The organism is Anaerolineae bacterium, from assembly GCA_025062375.1.
Classification (GTDB): domain Bacteria; phylum Chloroflexota; class Anaerolineae; order SpSt-600; family SpSt-600; genus SpSt-600.
The window spans coordinates 99,893-118,565 of the sequence record JANXAG010000001.1; the positions used below are offsets into that span (position 1 = coordinate 99,893).

20 protein-coding genes are annotated in these 18,673 nt (G+C 51.6%); 14 read left to right on the forward strand and 6 right to left on the reverse strand.

Going from position 1 to position 18,673, the window contains the following annotated elements; genetic code table 11:
* Positions 1 to 30 precede the first annotated feature (30 nt).
* The 5 genes from gyrB to NZ653_00525 all read left to right on the forward strand — a co-directional run bounded on the left by gyrB (position 31) and on the right by NZ653_00525 (position 5,704).
* Positions 31 to 1,977: a DNA topoisomerase (ATP-hydrolyzing) subunit B gene (gene gyrB, locus NZ653_00505; protein ID MCS7285610.1), complete on the forward strand. Its 1,947-nt coding sequence runs from the start codon at positions 31 to 33 to the stop codon at positions 1,975 to 1,977.
* A gap of 14 nt (positions 1,978 to 1,991) precedes the next feature.
* The gene (locus NZ653_00510) at positions 1,992 to 2,807 is read left to right on the forward strand and encodes a hypothetical protein (GenBank protein MCS7285611.1); all 816 of its coding nucleotides are present in this window, start codon (positions 1,992 to 1,994) and stop codon (positions 2,805 to 2,807) included.
* A 13-nt stretch (positions 2,808 to 2,820) separates the two neighbouring features.
* Positions 2,821 to 3,933 carry a glycosyltransferase family 4 protein gene (locus NZ653_00515; GenBank protein ID MCS7285612.1) on the forward strand — a complete coding sequence of 371 codons (1,113 nt, stop codon included), beginning with the start codon at positions 2,821 to 2,823 and terminating at the stop codon, positions 3,931 to 3,933.
* Positions 3,934 to 4,001: 68 nt separating this feature from the next.
* Positions 4,002 to 4,943: a glycosyltransferase family 2 protein gene (locus NZ653_00520; GenBank protein ID MCS7285613.1), complete on the forward strand. Its 942-nt coding sequence runs from the start codon at positions 4,002 to 4,004 to the stop codon at positions 4,941 to 4,943.
* Entirely contained in the window at positions 4,940 to 5,704 is a 765-nt protein-coding gene (locus NZ653_00525; GenBank protein ID MCS7285614.1) for a glycosyltransferase family 2 protein, read from the forward strand. The genes NZ653_00520 and NZ653_00525 overlap by 4 nt, the downstream gene beginning before the upstream one ends.
* Here the strand turns inward: NZ653_00525 and NZ653_00530 are convergent.
* From NZ653_00530 to NZ653_00555, 6 genes are all read right to left on the reverse strand, one after another.
* Entirely contained in the window at positions 5,679 to 7,115 is a 1,437-nt protein-coding gene (locus tag NZ653_00530) for a hypothetical protein (GenBank protein MCS7285615.1), read from the reverse strand. The genes NZ653_00525 and NZ653_00530 overlap by 26 nt on opposite strands.
* A 3-nt stretch (positions 7,116 to 7,118) precedes the next feature.
* Positions 7,119 to 8,219, reverse strand: coding sequence for a glycosyltransferase family 4 protein (locus NZ653_00535; GenBank protein ID MCS7285616.1), 1,101 nt, complete (start codon positions 8,217 to 8,219; stop codon positions 7,119 to 7,121).
* Positions 8,207 to 9,517 carry a tRNA (N(6)-L-threonylcarbamoyladenosine(37)-C(2))-methylthiotransferase MtaB gene (gene mtaB / locus NZ653_00540; GenBank protein ID MCS7285617.1) on the reverse strand — a complete coding sequence of 437 codons (1,311 nt, stop codon included), beginning with the start codon at positions 9,515 to 9,517 and terminating at the stop codon, positions 8,207 to 8,209. Before mtaB ends, NZ653_00535 begins: the two co-directional genes overlap by 13 nt.
* Positions 9,514 to 10,680, reverse strand: a complete 1,167-nt coding sequence (locus NZ653_00545) for an aminotransferase class I/II-fold pyridoxal phosphate-dependent enzyme (protein MCS7285618.1) — start codon at positions 10,678 to 10,680, stop codon at positions 9,514 to 9,516. The genes mtaB and NZ653_00545 overlap by 4 nt, the downstream gene beginning before the upstream one ends.
* A 140-nt stretch (positions 10,681 to 10,820) precedes the next feature.
* Entirely contained in the window at positions 10,821 to 11,039 is a 219-nt protein-coding gene (locus tag NZ653_00550; GenBank protein ID MCS7285619.1) for a hypothetical protein, read from the reverse strand.
* Positions 11,020 to 12,021: a sugar phosphate nucleotidyltransferase gene (locus NZ653_00555; protein MCS7285620.1), complete on the reverse strand. Its 1,002-nt coding sequence runs from the start codon at positions 12,019 to 12,021 to the stop codon at positions 11,020 to 11,022. The genes NZ653_00550 and NZ653_00555 overlap by 20 nt, the downstream gene beginning before the upstream one ends.
* Positions 12,022 to 12,258: 237 nt before the next feature.
* On the opposite strand from NZ653_00555, the gene NZ653_00560 reads away from it, so the two are divergent.
* From NZ653_00560 to atpD, 9 genes are read left to right on the forward strand one after another with little or no spacing between them, the layout of a single operon-like run.
* Complete coding sequence (locus NZ653_00560; protein ID MCS7285621.1) at positions 12,259 to 12,459, forward strand: AtpZ/AtpI family protein; 201 nt, start codon at positions 12,259 to 12,261, stop codon at positions 12,457 to 12,459.
* Positions 12,456 to 12,764 (forward strand): hypothetical protein, encoded by a 309-nt coding sequence (locus tag NZ653_00565; protein ID MCS7285622.1) that lies wholly within the window; start codon positions 12,456 to 12,458, stop codon positions 12,762 to 12,764. Before NZ653_00560 ends, NZ653_00565 begins: the two co-directional genes overlap by 4 nt.
* A 10-nt stretch (positions 12,765 to 12,774) precedes the next feature.
* On the forward strand, positions 12,775 to 13,521 hold the full coding sequence (gene atpB, locus NZ653_00570) for a F0F1 ATP synthase subunit A (GenBank protein MCS7285623.1): 747 nt from the start codon (positions 12,775 to 12,777) through the stop codon (positions 13,519 to 13,521).
* 21 nt (positions 13,522 to 13,542) lie between these two features.
* The gene (gene atpE, locus NZ653_00575) at positions 13,543 to 13,779 is read left to right on the forward strand and encodes an ATP synthase F0 subunit C (GenBank protein MCS7285624.1); all 237 of its coding nucleotides are present in this window, start codon (positions 13,543 to 13,545) and stop codon (positions 13,777 to 13,779) included.
* 3 nt (positions 13,780 to 13,782) lie between these two features.
* Positions 13,783 to 14,277 carry a F0F1 ATP synthase subunit B gene (gene atpF, locus NZ653_00580; GenBank protein ID MCS7285625.1) on the forward strand — a complete coding sequence of 165 codons (495 nt, stop codon included), beginning with the start codon at positions 13,783 to 13,785 and terminating at the stop codon, positions 14,275 to 14,277.
* Between the two features lie 17 nt (positions 14,278 to 14,294).
* Positions 14,295 to 14,831 (forward strand): ATP synthase F1 subunit delta, encoded by a 537-nt coding sequence (atpH, locus tag NZ653_00585; GenBank protein ID MCS7285626.1) that lies wholly within the window; start codon positions 14,295 to 14,297, stop codon positions 14,829 to 14,831.
* Between the two features lie 13 nt (positions 14,832 to 14,844).
* Positions 14,845 to 16,353, forward strand: a complete 1,509-nt coding sequence (gene atpA / locus NZ653_00590) for a F0F1 ATP synthase subunit alpha (GenBank protein MCS7285627.1) — start codon at positions 14,845 to 14,847, stop codon at positions 16,351 to 16,353.
* Positions 16,353 to 17,246 (forward strand): ATP synthase F1 subunit gamma, encoded by an 894-nt coding sequence (gene atpG, locus NZ653_00595; GenBank protein ID MCS7285628.1) that lies wholly within the window; start codon positions 16,353 to 16,355, stop codon positions 17,244 to 17,246. The genes atpA and atpG overlap by 1 nt, the downstream gene beginning before the upstream one ends.
* Positions 17,247 to 17,268: 22 nt before the next feature.
* Positions 17,269 to 18,669: a F0F1 ATP synthase subunit beta gene (gene atpD, locus NZ653_00600; GenBank protein ID MCS7285629.1), complete on the forward strand. Its 1,401-nt coding sequence runs from the start codon at positions 17,269 to 17,271 to the stop codon at positions 18,667 to 18,669.
* The last annotated feature ends 4 nt before the right edge of the window (positions 18,670 to 18,673 follow it).

The following is an 18,673-nucleotide window of genomic DNA, read 5'->3' on the forward strand; positions in this document are numbered from 1 at the left end:
TGAAAGTAGATTTTTCCGAACAAATGTTTTATGCTAAAATATAACCCGGGAAACGCTCAGGGGAGGGAAGATAAATTGGACTGGCGAGAATACGATGCTTCCAAGATTCAGGTTCTGGAAGGGCTAGAAGCTGTCCGCCGGCGTCCGGGAATGTACATAGGCTCAACGGACATCCGGGGCCTTCATCACCTCATCTATGAAGTGGTGGATAACGCAGTGGATGAGGCCCTGGCCGGCTTCTGCACCCACATTGAAGTCACCATCCTCCCCGATAGCTCCGTGAGGGTGGTGGACAACGGTCGTGGAATCCCTGTGGACATCCACCCTCAGACGGGGAAACCTGCTCTGGAAGTGGTCATGACTACCCTTCATGCTGGAGCTAAATTCGGGACCGGGAGCTATAAAGTGGCTTCGGGCCTCCACGGCGTTGGAGTATCTGCTGTAAATGCCCTTTCCGAATGGCTGGAAGTGGAAGTTAAAAGAGGGGGGTTCATCTACCACCAGCGCTACGAGCGGGGAAAGCCTGTGACCCCGGTAAGGAAAGTGGGCCGCACTAAGGACAGCGCCACGGGCACTACTGTCCACTTCCTGCCCGACAAAGAAGTCTTCCGGGAGATAAACTACAAATTTGAGACCCTGGCTCAAAGGTTCCGGGAAATGGCTTTCCTGACTAAGGGCTTGACTATAAAATTCCGGGATGAGCGGACGGACCAGGAAATGACCTTCTACTTCGAGGGCGGTATCCTGTCCTTCATCCGTTATCTCAACAAGAACCGCAAACCCCTCCACCCTCCCTTCTATGTGGAAAAAACCGTGAACGGGACACTGGTAGAGATTGCTCTCCAGTATACCGATGAGTTTTCAGAGTCGGTTTTCACTTTCGCCAACAACATAAATACGGTGGATGGCGGCACCCACCTCACAGGTTTCCGTTCTGCTCTCACCCGAACCCTCAACGAGTATGCCCGCAAACAGGGCTTGCTCAAAGAAAGTGACCCCAACCTTACAGGGGAAGACGTGAGGGAAGGGCTTACGGCAATCGTGAGCGTGAAACTTCCGGAACCTCAGTTTGAAAGCCAGACCAAAGCCAAGCTGGGGAACCCCGAAGTCAAAAGCCAGGTAGAAGCCGTAATGAGCGAGGCTTTCTCCAGGTGGCTTGAAGAGAACCCCAGGGGAGCCAGAGCCATCGTTGAAAAATGCCTGACCACATTCAGAGCCCGTGAAGCAGCCCGCAAAGCCAGGGACTTGGTCATCCGCAAAAGCGTGCTGGAAAGCATGACCCTTCCCGGCAAACTGGCTGATTGTTCCCTGAGGGATCCAGCTCAGACCGAGCTCTTCATAGTGGAAGGCGATTCCGCCGGAGGGTCAGCAAAGCAAGCACGAGACAGACGCTTCCAGGCTATACTCCCCATCCGGGGGAAAATCCTTAACGTGGAAAAAGCCCGGCTGGACAAAATCCTTGAGAACAACGAAGTCAAAGCCATAATCACAGCCCTGGGCACAGGGGTGGGGGAACAATTCAACATAGAAAACCTCCGCTACGGCCGAATAATCCTTCTCTGCGATGCCGACGTAGACGGCGCTCACATTCGCACCCTGCTTCTGACCCTGTTCTACCGCTACCTTCCACAAATCATTGAGCGGGGCCATCTCTACATAGCACAACCCCCTCTTTATCGTATCCAGGTAGGCAAGGAGCACTATTATGCCTACAATGAGGAGGAGAAAGAGAAGCTCATCCAAAAGTTCAAAGGGAAAGTAACTAACATCCAGCGCTACAAGGGCCTGGGGGAAATGAACCCGGAACAGTTGTGGGATACCACTCTAAATCCTGAGAAGCGCACCCTCTTACAGGTAACCATAGAAGATGCTGCCTCCGCCGACCGAACTTTCAGCATTTTGATGGGCTCCAGTGTTCCCCCACGCCGTCGTTTCATCCAAACTCATGCCCGTAAAGTGCGAAATCTGGATATATAAAGGAGGGAAAAAAGATGGATACCCGGAGGCGCAAAATCCTCAAGGGAGCAGCTGCTGGCGGAGCTCTTCTGACCCTGGGAGTCATAGGAGGGGTAGGCAGCTTCAAAGCGGGTCAGAACCTCGCTAAAGTTGAATACGAGCTGGAAATAGCCAAACTCCGCACCCTCATTAAACTCTATCAGGAACTGGATAAAATCGGGATAGACGCACTTCTTAAGACTGCCCTTAAGACCATAACGTTGCCTCTGGAAACAGTAAAAAAGGGGATTAGCGTGTTAAAGGAGGCAGTGGAGAAAGCCGAAGAGGCCCTGAGCAGACTCCTTTCGGCCTTGGCCCGGTGGCAGGAGCTCCTCAAAGAAGGAAAAGAGATTGTCCTGGAAATTGTTTCCTCTATGGAAGAAGCAGGCAAACTGATGGCCAGAGCCCTTGGCAAAATCCTTCCCTTCGCCGAAGCCGTTATAGAGTTCTTTGCCAGGCTGCTCCAGAAGTTGCCATTCGGGGCGGGCAAGGAACTTGGCGAAGCCCTTGAATCCGTAAAGACCCTCCTGAGGAACCTTCCACAGATCGTTGAAAGGATAAACCTGAAAATCTTCGGGGGCCTTGGAGAAGATATTAACCCCGGGGACAGTGGCAAAGCAAAGGTTGAGGAAGAGGTCTCAGAACCTATAAAACTTGGGCTCCTTGAACCCCTTAAGGTTTTCCTTGAGGATGTGATGGTCCTTGTGGATAGCATTGAAAGGGACTTTGCTACCCCCATAGAAACGGCTTTAGCCGAAAGGGCTAAAATCCGCCAGCAAATAGAGGAATTCCGTCGTCAGCACGGCCTGTAACGAGGGTGGAATTTTGCCTGTTAATTACGTGCTGGACCTGCGCATCGCTAATGAACACTTTCCTGGAATAGGACGGTATGGCATCAATCTGGCCTGGAAGATCCCAAAGTTCCTGGAAAAAGACGAGCGCCTGGTGCTCATCCGCGATCCTGGTCACTGCTCTTTCCCATTCCCTTCCGGGGATAAGGTGGAAACCTTTGACATTCCGAGCACTCCCTTTTCCCTCGCCCAGCAGTGGCTCATACCTCTGGCCCTGAAAAACCTGAAACCCTGCCTTTACCATAGTCTTTACTACGTAATGCCCTATAGGCCAGCTACCGTCACCCTCCTGACCGTTTACGATTTAATTCCCCTGCTTTATCCCCAGAGCGTCTCTCTTAGGGCGAGGCTCCTTTTCCGCTACCTCTTCCTTCTGGCTCTTTCTTCTTCCTCCGGAATTATCGTTGTATCCAATACCACCCTCAATGACCTTAAAGCTCGCTTCAAGATTGGCGGCAAGGGATTGGCAATGATCCCCCTTGCTGCTGACCCCGCCTTTCAGCCATGCCTCCCGCATGAAAGGGAGGCAGTTCGCCTCAAATACAAATTGCCGGAGCGTTTCATCCTTTTCGTAGGGAGCCACAAGCCTCACAAGAACCTTGAAAACCTCCTGAAAGCTTTTGCCCGAACGAGGGCGCGCACAAACGCAATTTTAGCGATAGCCGGTCCCGGGAGCCGTAACTCCTGGAGGTTAAGAGCCTTAGCCCAGAAATTGGGGCTGGAAAACTCCGTTCGCTGGCTCGGTCGCGTGCCCGATGACGACCTTCCAGCCCTCTACTCGGCTTCCGCTGCTTTTGTTTTTCCATCCCTCTATGAAGGCTTTGGCCTTCCGGTCCTGGAGGCCATGAGCTGTAGTGCTCCCGTAATTTGTTCGGACATCCCGGCTCTCAGAGAAGTGGCAGGGGAAGCTGCTTTCTACTTCAACCCACTTTCGCCCGATTCCATCGCCCAGGCCATTGATACGGTTATGGAAAATCAGGAGCTCCGAAAGGATTTAACAGAAAGGGGGCTTGCCAGGGCTGCCATGTTCTCGTGGGATAAATCAGCTCACCAGACCATTGCTTTTTACAGAAAAATCCTCGGATAAAGTTAATCTGGTCTTTGCTTCCATTGGTTGACACCTTAAATACCGGAAGGTATAATCCGTTAAAAACCATGCTTGCCGTCATAATTGTAAGCTATAACGTTCGTCAATACCTCGAGCGTTGTCTTGAATCGGTGCTGGCGGATTTCATGGCTTCCGGAGTGAAAGGAGCCATCTGGGTTTTTGACAATGCTTCGTCTGACGGAAGCCAGAGCATGATAAAGGAAAGATACCCCCAGGTCAAACTCCATGCCCATGAAACTAATGTGGGATTCGCCGCGGCCAATAACTTTGTAATGCGAGAACTCTTAGCTTCCCCATCCCCTCCCGATTATTTTTTCCTCCTTAATCCCGATACAGAGGTTCTCCCGGGAACAATCGGAGTGCTTCGGGAATTCATGGAGGAGAACCCAGGGGTGGCAGTAGCAAGTCCGAAGCTCCTGAACCCTGATGGCTCTCTGCAACCCTCAGCTTTCAGATTTCCGGGGCTTATCCAGACCTTTTTTGACTTTTTCCCCCTTCACCCTCGTCTTTACTCTTCTCTTCTGAATGGCCGTTACCCGGGCTTCCTCTACCGCAGGGGTAAACCTTTTTCCATAGACCACCCTTTGGGAGCTGCCATGCTGGTCCGCCGAAAAGCCGTAGAAGAAGTGGGCCTCATGGATGAAAGCTTCTTTATCTATTGCGAGGAGATTGACTGGTGTTTGCGGTTCAAAAAAGCTGGCTGGCTTATCTACTGTGTTCCCCAGGCCAGTGTAATTCACTACATTGCCAGAAGCACATCCCATTTTCCCCAGAGAGCGATGATAGAGCTCTGGAAAAGCCGCTACCGGTTTTACTCCAAGCACAAAGGGCCGTGGTTTCTCAGAGCTTTCCGCAAACTGGTGAAAATAGGGTTAGAGTTCAGGGCTATGACAGATTCAAGGCTGGCGAGGAAAGGTTTTATATCCCGGGAAGAACTCAGCACACGCCTGGATACATATAGAGCAATAAAGGAAACCTTGGGCTTATGAAGGGGATAACGGCTTTGGTGCTAACCTTAAACGAGGAGAAAAACATAGAGGAATGCCTCCAAACCCTCCTGTGGGCCGATAAACTCATCGTGCTGGATTCTGGAAGCTCTGATCGCACGGTGGAAATTGCCTGGAGGATGGGGGCAGAGGTTTTCTTTCACCCTTTCCAGAACTATGCAGACCAACGTAATTTTGCCCTCCAGCTGGTTCAAACAGATTGGGTTCTTTTTATAGATGCCGATGAAAGGGTGACGCCGGAGTTAGCTCAGGAGATAAGGGAAGCGGTGGAAAAGGAAAGCATTTGCGGATGGTGGATACCCCGAAAAAATTACATCTGCGGCCGGTGGGTCCGGCACGGGGGCTGGTATCCTGATTACCAGCTTCGTCTCCTGCGCCCTGAAAAAGCTCACTACGATTCCGCTTGGGAGGTCCATGAAATTGTAGTGGTTGAAGGGGGAACCGGCTACCTCCGCCACCACATTATCCACTATAACTACAGGACATGGCCGGAATTCATCGCTCGTCAGAAAGTTTACCTCCCCCTTGAGGTAAGGACATTGCGGAAACGAGGTATAAAGGCAAAACCCTGGAGCCCTTTTTCAATGCCTCTCAGGGAATTCTGGAGGCGATATTTCAAACTTGAGGGATATAAAGACGGCCTTTATGGCTTAATTTTGGCCTTGGCTATGGCCTTCTATACAATGCTGGCTTACACTCAACTCTTTCTTTCATCCTTCAGGTTAAAAGAGCCACGGGCCTGAAGGTTATCACACCTCTTTCAAATTTTACCCTGGGCAAGCCCCACCTATCGGTGGTAGGGTCTTCTACGGGATAACCCAGGGGGCCTTCTGCTCCGCCTTTTTCGTAAATGTAGTAGTCCCTTATGGGGCCCCACAGGATATAAGCTTTTGAGGTTCCATCCCTAAGCATTATTATAGACTTGAAAGAGCCATCGGGCGTTTTGAAATCCTGAACCCAACCATTTCCCCAGCGGTGAACGGGGACTCCTCCACCATTATCGAAGGGAAGACCGAGGACTTTTTCCCCACCATGCCTAAGGTAACATTCTACAATGGGCCAGTAAATGCGCCCGGAAGCATCCCTTCCCACTGACGGCGGAACATCCAGAAGCTCAGGGGTCCGGGATATGCTGGCCCATTCTTGGAACCGGTAGTATATGGGTTTGCGGGCAAGAGTTCCAAAGCCAGCCTGAGTGTAGAGGCCTTTTGTAGTGCCGGGGAAATCCCGCAGGCAGAACCAGATGGCTGCTCCTATTCTCTCATCTTTCAGTAAAGTGTAAAAAGCTGTCGCCATGGCGGCGGCTTGAAAATCATCGCCCTGCTCTGAATCCCAACCAATTTCGGAAATGTATATGCGCGTTGAGGTGTTCTTACCCTCATAAATCGTTATGCTTTCCCAAATGGCGTTGATGTAAGTCTGAAGAGTGTTCCGAATATAATCAACCCCTCTGTCTCTGGTCTGGCCTATGTAGGGGTGATAGCCAACCCCGTCAAGAGGATATGAGCCGAAAGCACTTTTTACTTCACCCCAGTTTAATTCCCTTATTCCGTAATAGTACATTTGACGCAGATAAGAGGCTCCGGTGTCGGCGCCGGTTGGAAGGTCATGGGCAAGAATAGGCCCAGAGATTATGCGGACGTTGAAAGAGGGCTTAACAGCCAGGTACACCTCCTTCTGGATGCGAGCCATCCAGTAGGGGTGGAAAAGGCTTGTAGTTCCTCCAAACCAGTTGTTGGGCTCGTTTATAAGCTCAAAAACCCAAACGCGGTCGCGGAAACGCTCAACAATTGTGTAAAAGTTATCCACATACCTCTTGATCCAATCTTCTGCCCCAGGGCCCGGGGCTTTGCGGCGGAAATTATCTCCAGGCCCAGGCTTCACCGATTCTAAACCGATCAAACCATATATCGCCACATTTCTGGCCAGAAGTCCGTCCACTATGGCGTCAAAGGTCTCAAACCATGTTCTTCTGCAGTATAGGGAGCGATCGGTGGGGGAATTCCAGGGCCCCAGGATGAAATTGAGGCGAACCATACTGGTTCTGGTATCGGCTATTATCCGGGGGTCAGCCATTTGGGGTGCTGGGCACCCATTGGGCTCAAGAGGGCTGTTGGCGTCAAGGCCTATTTTGGAAGAAGGTATAAGGGCCATGTTCTAAACTCCTCCAAGGATTTTATTGTAAACCTCAAAAGTTTGACGGGCTACAGCTTTCTGAGTAAACCTTTCCAGAACCCTTTCTCGTCCTTTCCGAGCCAGGTAAAGGCGCAGCCCCTCATCGTTCATAAGCTTTAGGATGGATTCCCGGAGAGCTTCCTCATCCCCTTCGGGAAACACGAGGCCAGCATCCCCTATGACGTTGGGTATTTCTCCGCAGGTGGAACCTATGACCGGAACTCCGCAGGCCATCGCCTCTATCAAAACCCGCCCGAACTGTTCCTTCCAGTTGGGTTTCGTTATGGATGGCAATACAAGGAGATCAAGCTGGCGGTAGAAGCCGGGTAGCTGAGAAGAAGGGAGGAAGCTTAAGAAATGGGTGCGCTGGGATAGTCCGAGGCTAAGAGCGAGCTCTTCTAACTCCCGGCGTTTTGGCCCTGTGCCCAGGATAAAAAGTTCCCACTCTCCGCCGATTCTGGCCATGGCTCTAAGGAGCAGGTGAACCCCCTTTTCTTCTACAAGCCTTCCTGCATAACCCACGATAAAGGGTTGGCCTCTTTCCCGGGCAGGATCAGGCTTAAAAATATCCTCATCCACTCCAAATTGTGGGATCAAGCTTATGCTCTTCTGGTATCCCTTGCGCCTCAGCACTTCCATAGCCTCCTGGTTTCCGGCGATGGCCCAGGAGGATTGGTGGTAATTGTATCGTTCAAACCAGGAGAAGGGCGGAGGGTAGCGGCGGTAGAGGTTCTGCCAGGTGAAAAATAGAGCTCTGGCTCCCAATTTTCTGGCCAGCACCATGGCTTGGAAAGTGGCCAGATTGTATGGCTCCTCGTCAATGTGGACCAGTTTTGGTTGGATTTTCCGCAGGTGGAAGGGCAGGCGCAGGTAAAAGTGGAGATGGTAATTCCCGTTAAAAATCAAGTCATCCACGAGCATTTTGTAATTTTCTTCCCCCTCTTCAAGGGGCAGAATCCCTCTCTCATCGCGCCAGTAGCGAGGAACTACCAGGAACATTTCAACTCCTAATTTCGCCAGTTCCTCCAGTTTTTTCCGGTAAACTTTGAAGACACAGGCTTTGGAAACCATCAGGACACGCATGCCATCTCCTTGAGCGCCGGCACTCCCTCAAGAACCCCCCACACCCCTCTTTCCGGTCCTTCAGAGTCTGGTCCCTTTTCCTCCCCGAGAGCTACTAAGCGCACAGGCGTGATAACGTTAGATAGAGGACATGGGCTGAAGGCGAAAACCCGAATGTAATTATCAGTGAGGCCGGAACACAGGAATTTTCCCTCCCGGTGTTCCGGTGTTTCCCACAGGACTTCCATTGTGCGGCCCAGGAAGCGCGATTGAAAAGCTCTTTCGCTTTCCTTGCCCACTTCGGCCACGAGCTTTTCTCTTTCCCTCTTAATTTTTCCGGAAACTTGGCCTTTCATAGCTGCGGCTGGGGTTCCAGGGCGTGGGGAATAGGGAAAAACATGGATGCGGGCAAACTCCATTTTCTTTATGAACTCAAGGCTCTGACGGAATTCCTCCCACGTTTCCCCTGGGAAACCCACCATTACATCGGTGGTTACAGCCAGGTCCGGAATCCACGATCGAGCTTCTTCCACAAGGTGGGCGTATTGGGCTGCAGTGTAACGTCGCCCCATTCTCTTTAAGGTTTCATCGCACCCGCTCTGGAGAGGAAGATGCAGGTGCCGACATAACCGGCGATCCTGCCATAGGGAGAAAAAGCCCGGAGGTATATCCCAGGGTTCTATGGAAGAAAGCCTCAACCGTTGAATTGGGGTTTCTTCCAGAACGGCCTTTATAAGGCTTGCCAGATCAACCCCCAGGTCACAGCCGTATCCCCCAAGGTGGATTCCAGTCAGTACCACTTCCTTATAGCCGGCCTCGGCTAACCTTTTCACCTCTTCTACCACTTCTGAAAGGGGGCGGCTTCTCTCCCGTCCTCTAGCCACCCGAATAATACAGTAAGTGCAGTAATTGTTGCATCCATCTTGAACTTTCACAAAGGCCCTGGTAGCTCCTGGGGAAGGGGATAGCGGAGGAGCCCACGGAGCCCTCGCTCCGACCAGAATCTGGGGCAGGAACTCCTTTTCCGAATTTTTAACCACAAGGCTGACCCCTTCAATGGAGTTTATCTCTTCCCGAGCAATTTCGGCGTAGCAACCTGTGACCACTATCTTAGCGGCCGGATTCAGGCGATGCATTCTCCTTATGAGCTGGCGGGATTTATGGGATGCAGCGCTGGTTACAGTGCAGGTGTTGATTACGATAAAGTCGGCCTCTTCAGGAGAAGAAATCTCATGCCCCAGAGCTACAAATTCCCGCTCCCAGGCCTCCTGCTCGCTCCTGTTGGTTTTGCACCCTAAGAAAGTAAGGAAAACTTTCATTTCTTTACAACCTTCTTTACGAACCGCTCAATCCTTCCCAGAGCCTCCTCAATCTTTTCATAGGCGGTAGCATAAGAGCAGCGGATAAACCCCTCCCCACACGCTCCGAAGGCATTGCCCGGCACTACGGCTACTTTTTCTTCGTAAAGGAGCCTTTCGGAGAACTCTTCTGAGCTGAGCCCAGTGGATTTTATGGAGGGGAAGGCGTAGAAGGCTCCTTTGGGCTCAAAACACTCCAGCCCGATTTCGTTCAGTCCGCTGACTATAAGGCGACGGCGGCGATCGTATTCAGCCACCATCTGGCGCACGTATTCTTCCCCGTTTCGGAGGGCCTCAAGAGCTGCCACCTGCGCAGTGGTAGGAGCACACATTATAGCATATTGATGGATTTTCCGAATCTGAGCCATTATGCTGGCAGGAGCACAGGCGTACCCTATCCGCCACCCTGTCATGGCGTAGGATTTGGAAAAACCTCCCAGAAGGATGGTCCTTTCCCTCATCCCCGGAAGGGAAGGGAAGCATGTATGCTCAACCCCATAAACCAAGCGGTCGTAAATTTCGTCAGATATTACCAGAAGGTCGTACTTCTCCGCAAGGGAAGCGATTTCCAGCAGCTTTTCCCGGCTCATAACGGCGCCCGTTGGGTTATTGGGATAGCCCAATAATATGGCCTTAGTGCGAGGTGTCACCTTCTCTTCGATCTGGCTGGCTGAGACCTCAAAGTTATCCTGGAGTCTGGTCTCTACTACTACGGGAACGCCTCCAGCGAAAATTACTGCCGGCTTATAGGCTACAAAGCATGGCTCTACTACGATCACTTCTTCTCCCGGCTCCACCGTAGCCAGAAGGGAAATGTGGAGAGCTTCTGATACCCCAACGGTTATCAGTATTTCCGTTTCAGGATCGTATTTTACTCCGTAAAGCTTTTCCAGATGTTGAGAGAGGGCTTCCCTCAGCTCCAGAATGCCTGAGTTTGAAGTATAGTGGGTCTCACCGCGGCGGAGGGAGGCGATCCCCGCTTCAATGATAGGCTCCGGCGTTACAAAGTCCGGCTCCCCTATCCCCAGCGAGATAACGTCTTTCATGGTAGCGGCTATATCAAAAAAGCGCCTTATTCCCGAAGGTGGTATTTCCCTGATTCGCCTGGCCGTAAAGTCCCTCATTTTCCTTCCTCCTTGGAGTAATTTTAAGATCGGCAATACAGGCTTCAGCTTTTCGGGGGCAGTTTCCGGTTAAATATAGAGGGTGTAAGTAAAACCATTTGGCACTGGGGGTCCCACTCCTGGCCCGAGAAATTTCCGCCTTAAATTTCCCGAACAAACCATTCATCGCAGTGCTCCCAGTAAAGAAGCCAGTAAAATTTGCCACAAGCCTTGACCTTGAAAAGAGGCCCTTCCGGGGTGAGAAACCGGCTTTCCACGCTTTCCACCTCATACCTTTGAGCTCCCACGGAAAAGGCCTTCGGGTCCTGAGGGTATTTGTAACTGGAGAAACACTCCACTTTACAGGCTTTCCAGCTCAAAGGTTCCCACATTGACCTGGGAAGAATCGCCTACATTGAGTTGCTGGTAAGCTCCCTGATAAGTAACTTCAGAGCCTATAAGGGAAAAGGCCAGGACAGCTCTCTCTATGTAGGCTCCTTCGTTAATTATGGAATCCCGGATTATGGACTCTTCAATCACGACCCTCTCGGCTATAGAAACGTATGGGCCGATGATGGAGCGGGATATTTTAGCTGAAGGAGCGATATAAACCGGGGGTATTATTATGGAATCTTCAAAATGGGGGTAACTGCTTCCCATTTTCTCCAACAGATAGCGGTTAGTATCCAGCAGGGTTTCAGGCTTACCGCAGTCTTTCCAGACCTTCACCGGACGAGTGATGAAACGAGCTCCCTGGTCTATCATGATCTGAAGAGCGTCAGCCAGGTAAAACTCCCCTTTAAGGTGGATGTTACGGGTCATTTGCTCCTCAATGCACCTTACAAGCCACTCAGCATCTTTTATGTAATAGAGCCCTATCACTGCCAGTTTATTTTCTTTACTGGCGGGCTTTTCGATAATCCTTGATACATAACCGTCCTTTACCTCTGCCACTCCGAAACGCCTTGGGTCTTCCACTTCTTTTACGAAGAAAATCCCGTCGGCTTTCAGCTCTTCAAAGCCTGACAAATCCGCCTCAGCGATGGTGTCAGAGTAAGTGATGAGGATGGGCCCATGGAGGCGTTCTCTGGCCAGCCAAAGAGCGTGAGATTGACCTTTAAGCTCTTTTTGCTCGAAGTAGCTGGTTCTGGGAAGCCGATAGTGGGATTCAATGTAATCCCGGATTTTATCCCCTAAGTGGCCTACAATAAACACAAACTCTTCCACATTGAGGTCCACAAATTGATCCAGGATATGCCCAATGATAGGCTTACCAGCCACCACTACAAGAGGTTTTGGTCGGGTATGAGTGTGAGGCCTCAAGCGTGTCCCAAGCCCTGCCAGAGGGATAACCACTTTCATGAGAATTATCCTCCGGAGTGCGGATTAAAACCTCAAAAAGTATACAGTAAGTTTCCGGCCGTGTCAAAGCGGTAAGAAAGTCTGGGGATTTTTCTCCGATTGGGCCAGGAACCCCCTAAGATTTGTTGGGGTGCGCGGTGAGTGAAACTGTACAAGACAATTACATATGTAGCCACGTTTGCTTTTTCTCCGCTTTTGACTATAATTAATTTGGTCAATAATCCGCGGAGCCGGCCAGTGAAGAAATGGCAAGTTTTGGCCTTTGTTGTTGAGTTAGGTTTTACGGTCGGGTTCAGCATCCTCATAGGGATTGGCGTGGGGTGGTGGCTGGATGGGAAACTTGGCACGAGGCCAATTTTTACTTTAATCGGCCTTTTCCTGGGTCTGGCTTCGGCGGGGTATAACCTTTATCGCCTTTCTTCTGTGGTAAGAAAATGAAAGATTTTGCTTTGATTGCAGCTGGATTCCTGGCAGGGGTGGCTGGTTCCTGGTTCAATAGTTTCCTTACGGAGTTCTCCGTGAAGAAAATCGTTTTTTCCCCCGATGCACCCAAGTGGCTGGGGGGGTTATTTGGGTTTTTATTTATCACAAAGCTTTTCCTCTTCTTCGCCTTCTGTTACGCTGTAATCCGTTATCTCAACTTCAACCTTTGGGGGGTTATCGCTGGAATCCTGACTCACCAGGTATTTCGCATCCTTTACAAGGTCTACCTTTGGTATGCTAAAAGCAAACAGGCGTCCTGAGGTGTAAGCTATGCTGGGGAAACTGCTGGGGATTGAGTTTCACGAAATCTCAATGGGAGCCGAAAAGCTCTTCTACTTGGGCCCTTTCCCTGTTACTAACACAATCCTTACTACGTGGATGGTGATGGCATTCCTCATAGCTTTGACTCTGGCGGTGAGAAGGCGCTTCAGCCTTGTCCCAGGAGCCTTGCAAAGCGTGATGGAAATAGTAATTGAAACCGTCTACAATCTTGTGAGAAGCATAACTGGGGAAAAGGTGGGGCGCATTATCTTCCCCCTCATTATGACCCTGTTCCTTTTTATTCTTACAGCTAACTGGTTTGCTCTTCTGCCCGGCTTCGGCACCATAACCTATCACCATGTCCCCATTTTCCGGCCCCCTAACAGTGACCTCAATACCACTTTAGCTATGGCTCTCATCACCGTCCTGCTGGTTCAGGTGGCTGGAATTGTTTACAGAGGCATAAAAGGTTACCTCAAAGAATTCATAACTCCTCCGATCCTCGCTCCTCTCATGGCACCGATTCACATCATCAGCGAGCTTTCTCACATCCTTTCCCTTTCAGCACGACTTTTCGGAAACATATTCGGTGGCGATGTGGTCCTCACGGTGATTTTCGTGATGTTCCCAGTCCTCATCCCCGCAGCTTTTATGATTTTAGAGTCCCTTTTCGGCCTGATTCAGGCGGTGATTTTTGCTGTGCTGAGCACAATTTACTTCTCCATGTCTACAGCGGCTCATGAAACAGAGCATTAAACTTGAAAGGAGGAGGTAAAAATGGACCCTAAAGTTGCAGCTAATCTTGGAGCTGCCTTCGCTATGGGGATAGGCTCTATAGGCCCTGGCTTTGGCATAGGAATGGGGGTAAGTAAAGCTATGGAAGCGATAGGGCGTAACCCCGAAGCCGCCGATAAACTCTTCACCCCTATGATTGTAGGGCTTGGCCTTGCCGAAGCCGTTGCCATATACTGCCTTGTAATAGCCCTTACTTTGATTTTCGTCGGCGGAGGATAAAGGATGGAAAAGCTTGGGGTAAACCTTCCTGGCCTCGTCCTGCAGGCGATAAATTTCTTGCTGTTGCTCTTTATTCTCCAGAGGTTTCTCTACAGGCCAATTTTAAATGCAATAAAAACCCGGCAGGAGAGAATCCAGAGGGGGCTTGAAGAGGCAGAGAAGGCCTCGCGACGTTTAGCTGAGGCGGAAGCCGAAGCTGAGCGTATCCTGGCGGAGGCAAGGGCTAAAGCTCAGGAAATTCTTGCCCAGGCTTCTTACGAGGGAAACAGGCTAAAGGAAGAGATAGTGGCCCAGGCCAGAGCAGAGGCCAGTCGTATACTGGAAAGGGCCAGACTGGAAGCAGAAAGAGAAAAGGCCATTGCTATGGCTGAAATTCGCCACCAGGCTATAGATCTGGCTATTCTCACCGCTCGCAAGATTGTGGGTCAGGCTCTGGATGAAAAGGCCCAGCATCGGATCATAAGCGATTTCCTTTCCACCCTTGAGCAGGCTGATTAGCTTCGGGAGGAGGAAAGTTGGAGAAAATCTTTCAGAGAAGGGAGAAAGCCGACCTCTACGCTAAGGCTTTCTACGAGGCAGCTCTGGAAGGATGGATTAAGAAGCTGGCCCGAGTGTGGGGAGATATTGCCCAGAACGGCCTTTTGGAAAAGCTGGATGCCCCCCACATTCCCTTTCAGGAGAAGCAGGAGCTTATAAACAAGCTGGTGGGGGATGAAACACCGCCCGAAATCCGCAACTTTATCTCACTCCTAGCCTCTAAAGGCCATCTCCATTACCTTCCGGATATTCTGGACGAACTGGGTAGATTGTCCAGAGGAGGCGCCGCCCGCCGGGTGGTTAATATCACTACGGCAGTGCCCCTTACTGAGGATGAAAAAATGGCTCTCCAGGCTCGCTTGATGGCTCGCTTCGGTTCCGACCTGGATTTCCGCTATAATGTTGACCCTGAAATTCTGGGGGGAGTTATCGTAAAAATTGGGGATACGGTTATAGATGGAAGCATTGCCGGAAGGCTTGAAAGTTTGAGGGAAAGGTTGAAGCGGGAAATATAAGGGGAGGAGGGACATGGCCCTAAGGGTTGTGGATGTAGCTCAGGAGATTAAGAAGCAGATAGAGGCCTTTGAAGCCCCTATAGAAGCCGTTGAAGTCGGAACAGTCATAGAAGTAGGGGACGGTGTGGCGCGGGTCAGGGGATTGAGCGGAGTGATGGCCTCGGAACTGGTGGAGTTCCCCCGAGGATTGTATGGTATGGCTTTGAATCTGGAAAGGGATAACGTGGGAGTTATCCTCCTTGGGGATTACAGTTACCTTCAAGAGGGGGATATAGCCCGCTCCACTGGAAGGATTATTTCCGTCCCGGTAGGAGAGGAGCTTCTGGGCAGGGTGGTGAACGCCCTCGGCCAGCCCATTGATGGCAAAGGGCCCATAAGGGCCACGAAATACCGCCCCATAGAGCGCATCGCCCCCAATGTGGTGACTCGTCTCCCCGTTAACACCCCGGTGCAGACGGGGATAAAAGCCATTGACTCCATGATCCCGATAGGAAGAGGGCAGCGAGAGCTAATAATTGGCGACAGGCAAACAGGGAAAACAGCTATCGCTATTGATACTATCATAAACCAGAAAGGGAAAGACCTCTACTGCATCTATGTAGCCATTGGCCAGAAGATGTCGCAGGTGGCGAGGGTGGTGGCTACTTTGGAGAAATACGGGGCCATGGAGCACACCATCGTAGTGGTGGCCTCAGCGGCGGAGCCAGCAGCAATGCAATACATTGCCCCTTATGCTGGATGTGCTATGGGTGAAGAATTTATGGAATCCGGTAAAGATGCCCTTATTGTCTACGATGATCTCACCAAGCACGCTTGGGCTTACCGCCAGATTTCCCTGGTCCTCAGGCGACCGCCCGGCCGCGAGGCTTATCCTGGCGACATTTTTTACCTTCACTCGCGCCTTCTGGAGAGGGCTGCTCGTCTCGCTCCCGAGTATGGAGGCGGTTCCCTCACCGCTCTCCCGATAATTGAAACCCAGCTTGGCGATATTACCACCTACATACCCACCAATGTTATTTCCATAACCGATGGGCAGATATACCTGGAGCCTGAGCTTTTCAACGCCGGAATCCGTCCGGCCATCAACGTGGGCCTCTCGGTTTCCAGAGTAGGTGGGAATGCCCAGATAAGGGCTATGCGGAAAGTGGCTGGGAAGCTGCGCCTGGAATTGGCCCAGTTCCGGGAACTGGCGGCTTTCGTCCAGTTTGCTTCAGAACTTGACCCTGCTACCCGCAAGGTTATAGAGAGGGGGCAGAGGCTTCAGGAAATTCTCAAGCAACCCCAGTATGAGCCCATGCCAGTGGAGCATCAGGTTATGATCATTTTTGCCGGAACCCAGGGCTACCTGGACGATGTCCCTGTCCACAAAATCCAGAGATGGGAGAGGGAGTTCCACCGCTGGATGGACATTCACCACCCTGAAATAGGCAATCGCATTGCTGAAACCAAGGATCTGGATGAGGAGACCGAAAGGGCTCTCAGGGCAGCCATTGAAGAATTCAAGAGGACTGTGGTGATTTAATGGAGACCCTCAGGGAAATCCGCCGACATATCCGAAGTGTCCGCAACATATCCCAGATTACCAGAGCCATGGAGATGGTTGCTGCGTCCAAGATGCTCAGGGCACAGCAGCAGGCTATGGCCTCCAGAGCTTATGCTCAGAAGGCCTGGGAGGTCCTGACCTACCTTGCCGGACAGCCCGAGAAAATCGACCATCCCCTTTACGAAGTCCGGCCTGTGAAAGCCGTTGGGATAATCCTCATTACCAGCGACCGGGGCCTGTGTGGCCCTTACAACCACAACATTCTCCGGCTGACTACCCAGTTTATGCTTGAATGTATGGACAGGGGGGTTGAGCTCCGATTGATAACGGTGGGGAGGAAAGGGCGGGATTTCATGCTCCGTTACGGCCATAACATTATAGCCGAATTTACCAGGGTGCGAGACCGCCCCACCCTTATGGAGATAGCTCCGATAGCCCGGGTAGCCATGGATGAGTTTATAGCAGGCCAGGTGGATGAAGTTTACATAGCTTACACCCGTTTCATTTCCACCATAACCCAGACTCCGACGATAAAAAAGCTTCTGCCTATAGAGAGGCCTAAACCTGAAGAGAGGCTTGCCGCCCTTTACATTTTTGAGCCTGACCCCCAGACGGTTCTGGGAGAAGTTCTCCCCCGTTTCACTGAGCTTCAAGTTTACCAGGCTATTCTGGAAGCTCAGGCCAGCGAACATTCCGCCAGGATGGTGGCAATGCGTAATGCCACCGAAAACGCTCAGGAGCTCATAAACGAGCTCACCATTCGCTTTAACAAAGTAAGGCAGTGGAACATAACCCGCGAGATGATGGACATAGCTGGAGGAGCTGAGGCCCTTCGTAAAGCTAAAGCTATGAAAGCAGGAATTGTATGGTAAGATTACAAAGGGGGTGGAAGAGATGGCAAAGGGGAGCAAAGGCCGAGTGGTCCAGATAATGGGGCCAGTAGTAGATGTGGAATTTCCGGAAGGGGTTGAGTTGCCAGAAATCTACAACGCCATTGAGATACCCCTTGGGGATGGGAGGCGCCTTGTAGTGGAGGTGGAGCAGCACCTGGGTAACAACTGGGTCCGCTGCGTTGCCATGGACACCACCGACGGTTTGCGCCGGGGTATGGATGCTTACGATACCGGTGCCCCAATCATGGTGCCAGTAGGAAGAGGAACCCTGGGCAGAATCTTCAACGTCCTTGGGGAGCCAATAGACGGCCTTGGCCCTGTCCAGGCCGATGAATACCGTCCCATCCACCAGCCTCCCCCGCCCTTTGAGGAACAGGTCACAGAAGTAGAGGTGTTTGAGACCGGCCTCAAGATCATAGACCTGGTGGCTCCCTTCACTAAAGGAGGGAAAACAGGAGTTTTCGGCGGGGCTGGAGTCGGCAAAACCTTCATCATAATGGAACTGATCCGCAACATTGCCATTGAGCACGGAGGAGTCTCGGTTTTCGCCGGAGTTGGAGAGAGAAGCCGCGAGGGGAACGAGCTCTGGCTGGAGATGAAAAGGGCTGGAGTTCTGGATAAAACCGTCATGGTCTTCGGCCAGATGAATGAGCCGCCCGGGGTAAGGTTGAGGGTAGGGCTCACGGCTCTTACTATGGCGGAATGGTTCAGAGACCAGGGCATGGATGTCTTGGTCTTCATAGACAATATCTTCCGGTTCGTGATGTCGGGTTCGGAAGTTTCGGCCCTGCTGGGGAGGATGCCCAGCGCTGTGGGTTACCAGCCGACCCTCGCCACCGAAATGGGCGAGCTCCAGGAGCGCATCACTTCCACCCGCAAGGGTTCCATCACCAGCTTCCAGGCCATTTACGTCCCCGCTGATGACTACTCTGACCCCGCGCCCGTTTCGGTTTTCGCCCACCTGGATGCCACCATTGCTCTGGAACGTTCCCTGGCCGAGCAGGGCCTCTATCCGGCCGTTGACCCCCTGGCTTCCACTTCCAGGATTCTGGACCCCAGAATCGTAGGAGAAGAGCATTATTATGTGGCCAGGGAGGTACAGCGAGTCCTCCAGCGTTACAAGGATTTGCAGGATATAATCGCCATCCTGGGGATTGAGGAGCTTTCGGAAGAGGACAAACTTATCGTGGCCAGGGCCCGCAAGCTCCAGCGCTTCCTGACCCAGCCCATGTTCGTGGCCGAGGCTTTCACAGGAAGGCCCGGGGTATACGTTCCGATAAAGGAAACGGTTAGAGGGTGCAAGGAGATCCTGGAAGGTAAGCACGATGACCTTCCGGAGCAGGCCTTTTACATGATCGGAACCATAGACGAGGCGGTAGAAAAGGCCAAAACTTTGAGGTAAGGAG

Excerpts from the sequence above, each read along its gene's own strand:
- gyrB (MCS7285610.1), top strand. The coding sequence starts at position 31 with ATGCTAAAATATAACCCGGGAAACGCTCAGGGGAGGGAAGATAAATTG.
- NZ653_00510 (MCS7285611.1), top strand. The coding sequence starts at position 1,992 with ATGGATACCCGGAGGCGCAAAATCCTCAAGGGAGCAGCTGCTGGCGGA.
- NZ653_00520 (MCS7285613.1), top strand. The coding sequence starts at position 4,002 with ATGCTTGCCGTCATAATTGTAAGCTATAACGTTCGTCAATACCTCGAG.
- NZ653_00525 (MCS7285614.1), top strand. The coding sequence starts at position 4,940 with ATGAAGGGGATAACGGCTTTGGTGCTAACCTTAAACGAGGAGAAAAAC.
- NZ653_00530 (MCS7285615.1), bottom strand. The coding sequence starts at position 7,115 with ATGGCCCTTATACCTTCTTCCAAAATAGGCCTTGACGCCAACAGCCCT.
- NZ653_00535 (MCS7285616.1), bottom strand. The coding sequence starts at position 8,219 with ATGCGTGTCCTGATGGTTTCCAAAGCCTGTGTCTTCAAAGTTTACCGG.
- mtaB (MCS7285617.1), bottom strand. The coding sequence starts at position 9,517 with ATGAAAGTTTTCCTTACTTTCTTAGGGTGCAAAACCAACAGGAGCGAG.
- NZ653_00545 (MCS7285618.1), bottom strand. The coding sequence starts at position 10,680 with ATGAGGGACTTTACGGCCAGGCGAATCAGGGAAATACCACCTTCGGGA.
- NZ653_00555 (MCS7285620.1), bottom strand. The coding sequence starts at position 12,021 with ATGAAAGTGGTTATCCCTCTGGCAGGGCTTGGGACACGCTTGAGGCCT.
- NZ653_00565 (MCS7285622.1), top strand. The coding sequence starts at position 12,456 with ATGAAAGATTTTGCTTTGATTGCAGCTGGATTCCTGGCAGGGGTGGCT.
- atpB (MCS7285623.1), top strand. The coding sequence starts at position 12,775 with ATGCTGGGGAAACTGCTGGGGATTGAGTTTCACGAAATCTCAATGGGA.
- atpE (MCS7285624.1), top strand. The coding sequence starts at position 13,543 with ATGGACCCTAAAGTTGCAGCTAATCTTGGAGCTGCCTTCGCTATGGGG.
- atpF (MCS7285625.1), top strand. The coding sequence starts at position 13,783 with ATGGAAAAGCTTGGGGTAAACCTTCCTGGCCTCGTCCTGCAGGCGATA.
- atpA (MCS7285627.1), top strand. The coding sequence starts at position 14,845 with ATGGCCCTAAGGGTTGTGGATGTAGCTCAGGAGATTAAGAAGCAGATA.
- atpG (MCS7285628.1), top strand. The coding sequence starts at position 16,353 with ATGGAGACCCTCAGGGAAATCCGCCGACATATCCGAAGTGTCCGCAAC.
- atpD (MCS7285629.1), top strand. The coding sequence starts at position 17,269 with ATGGCAAAGGGGAGCAAAGGCCGAGTGGTCCAGATAATGGGGCCAGTA.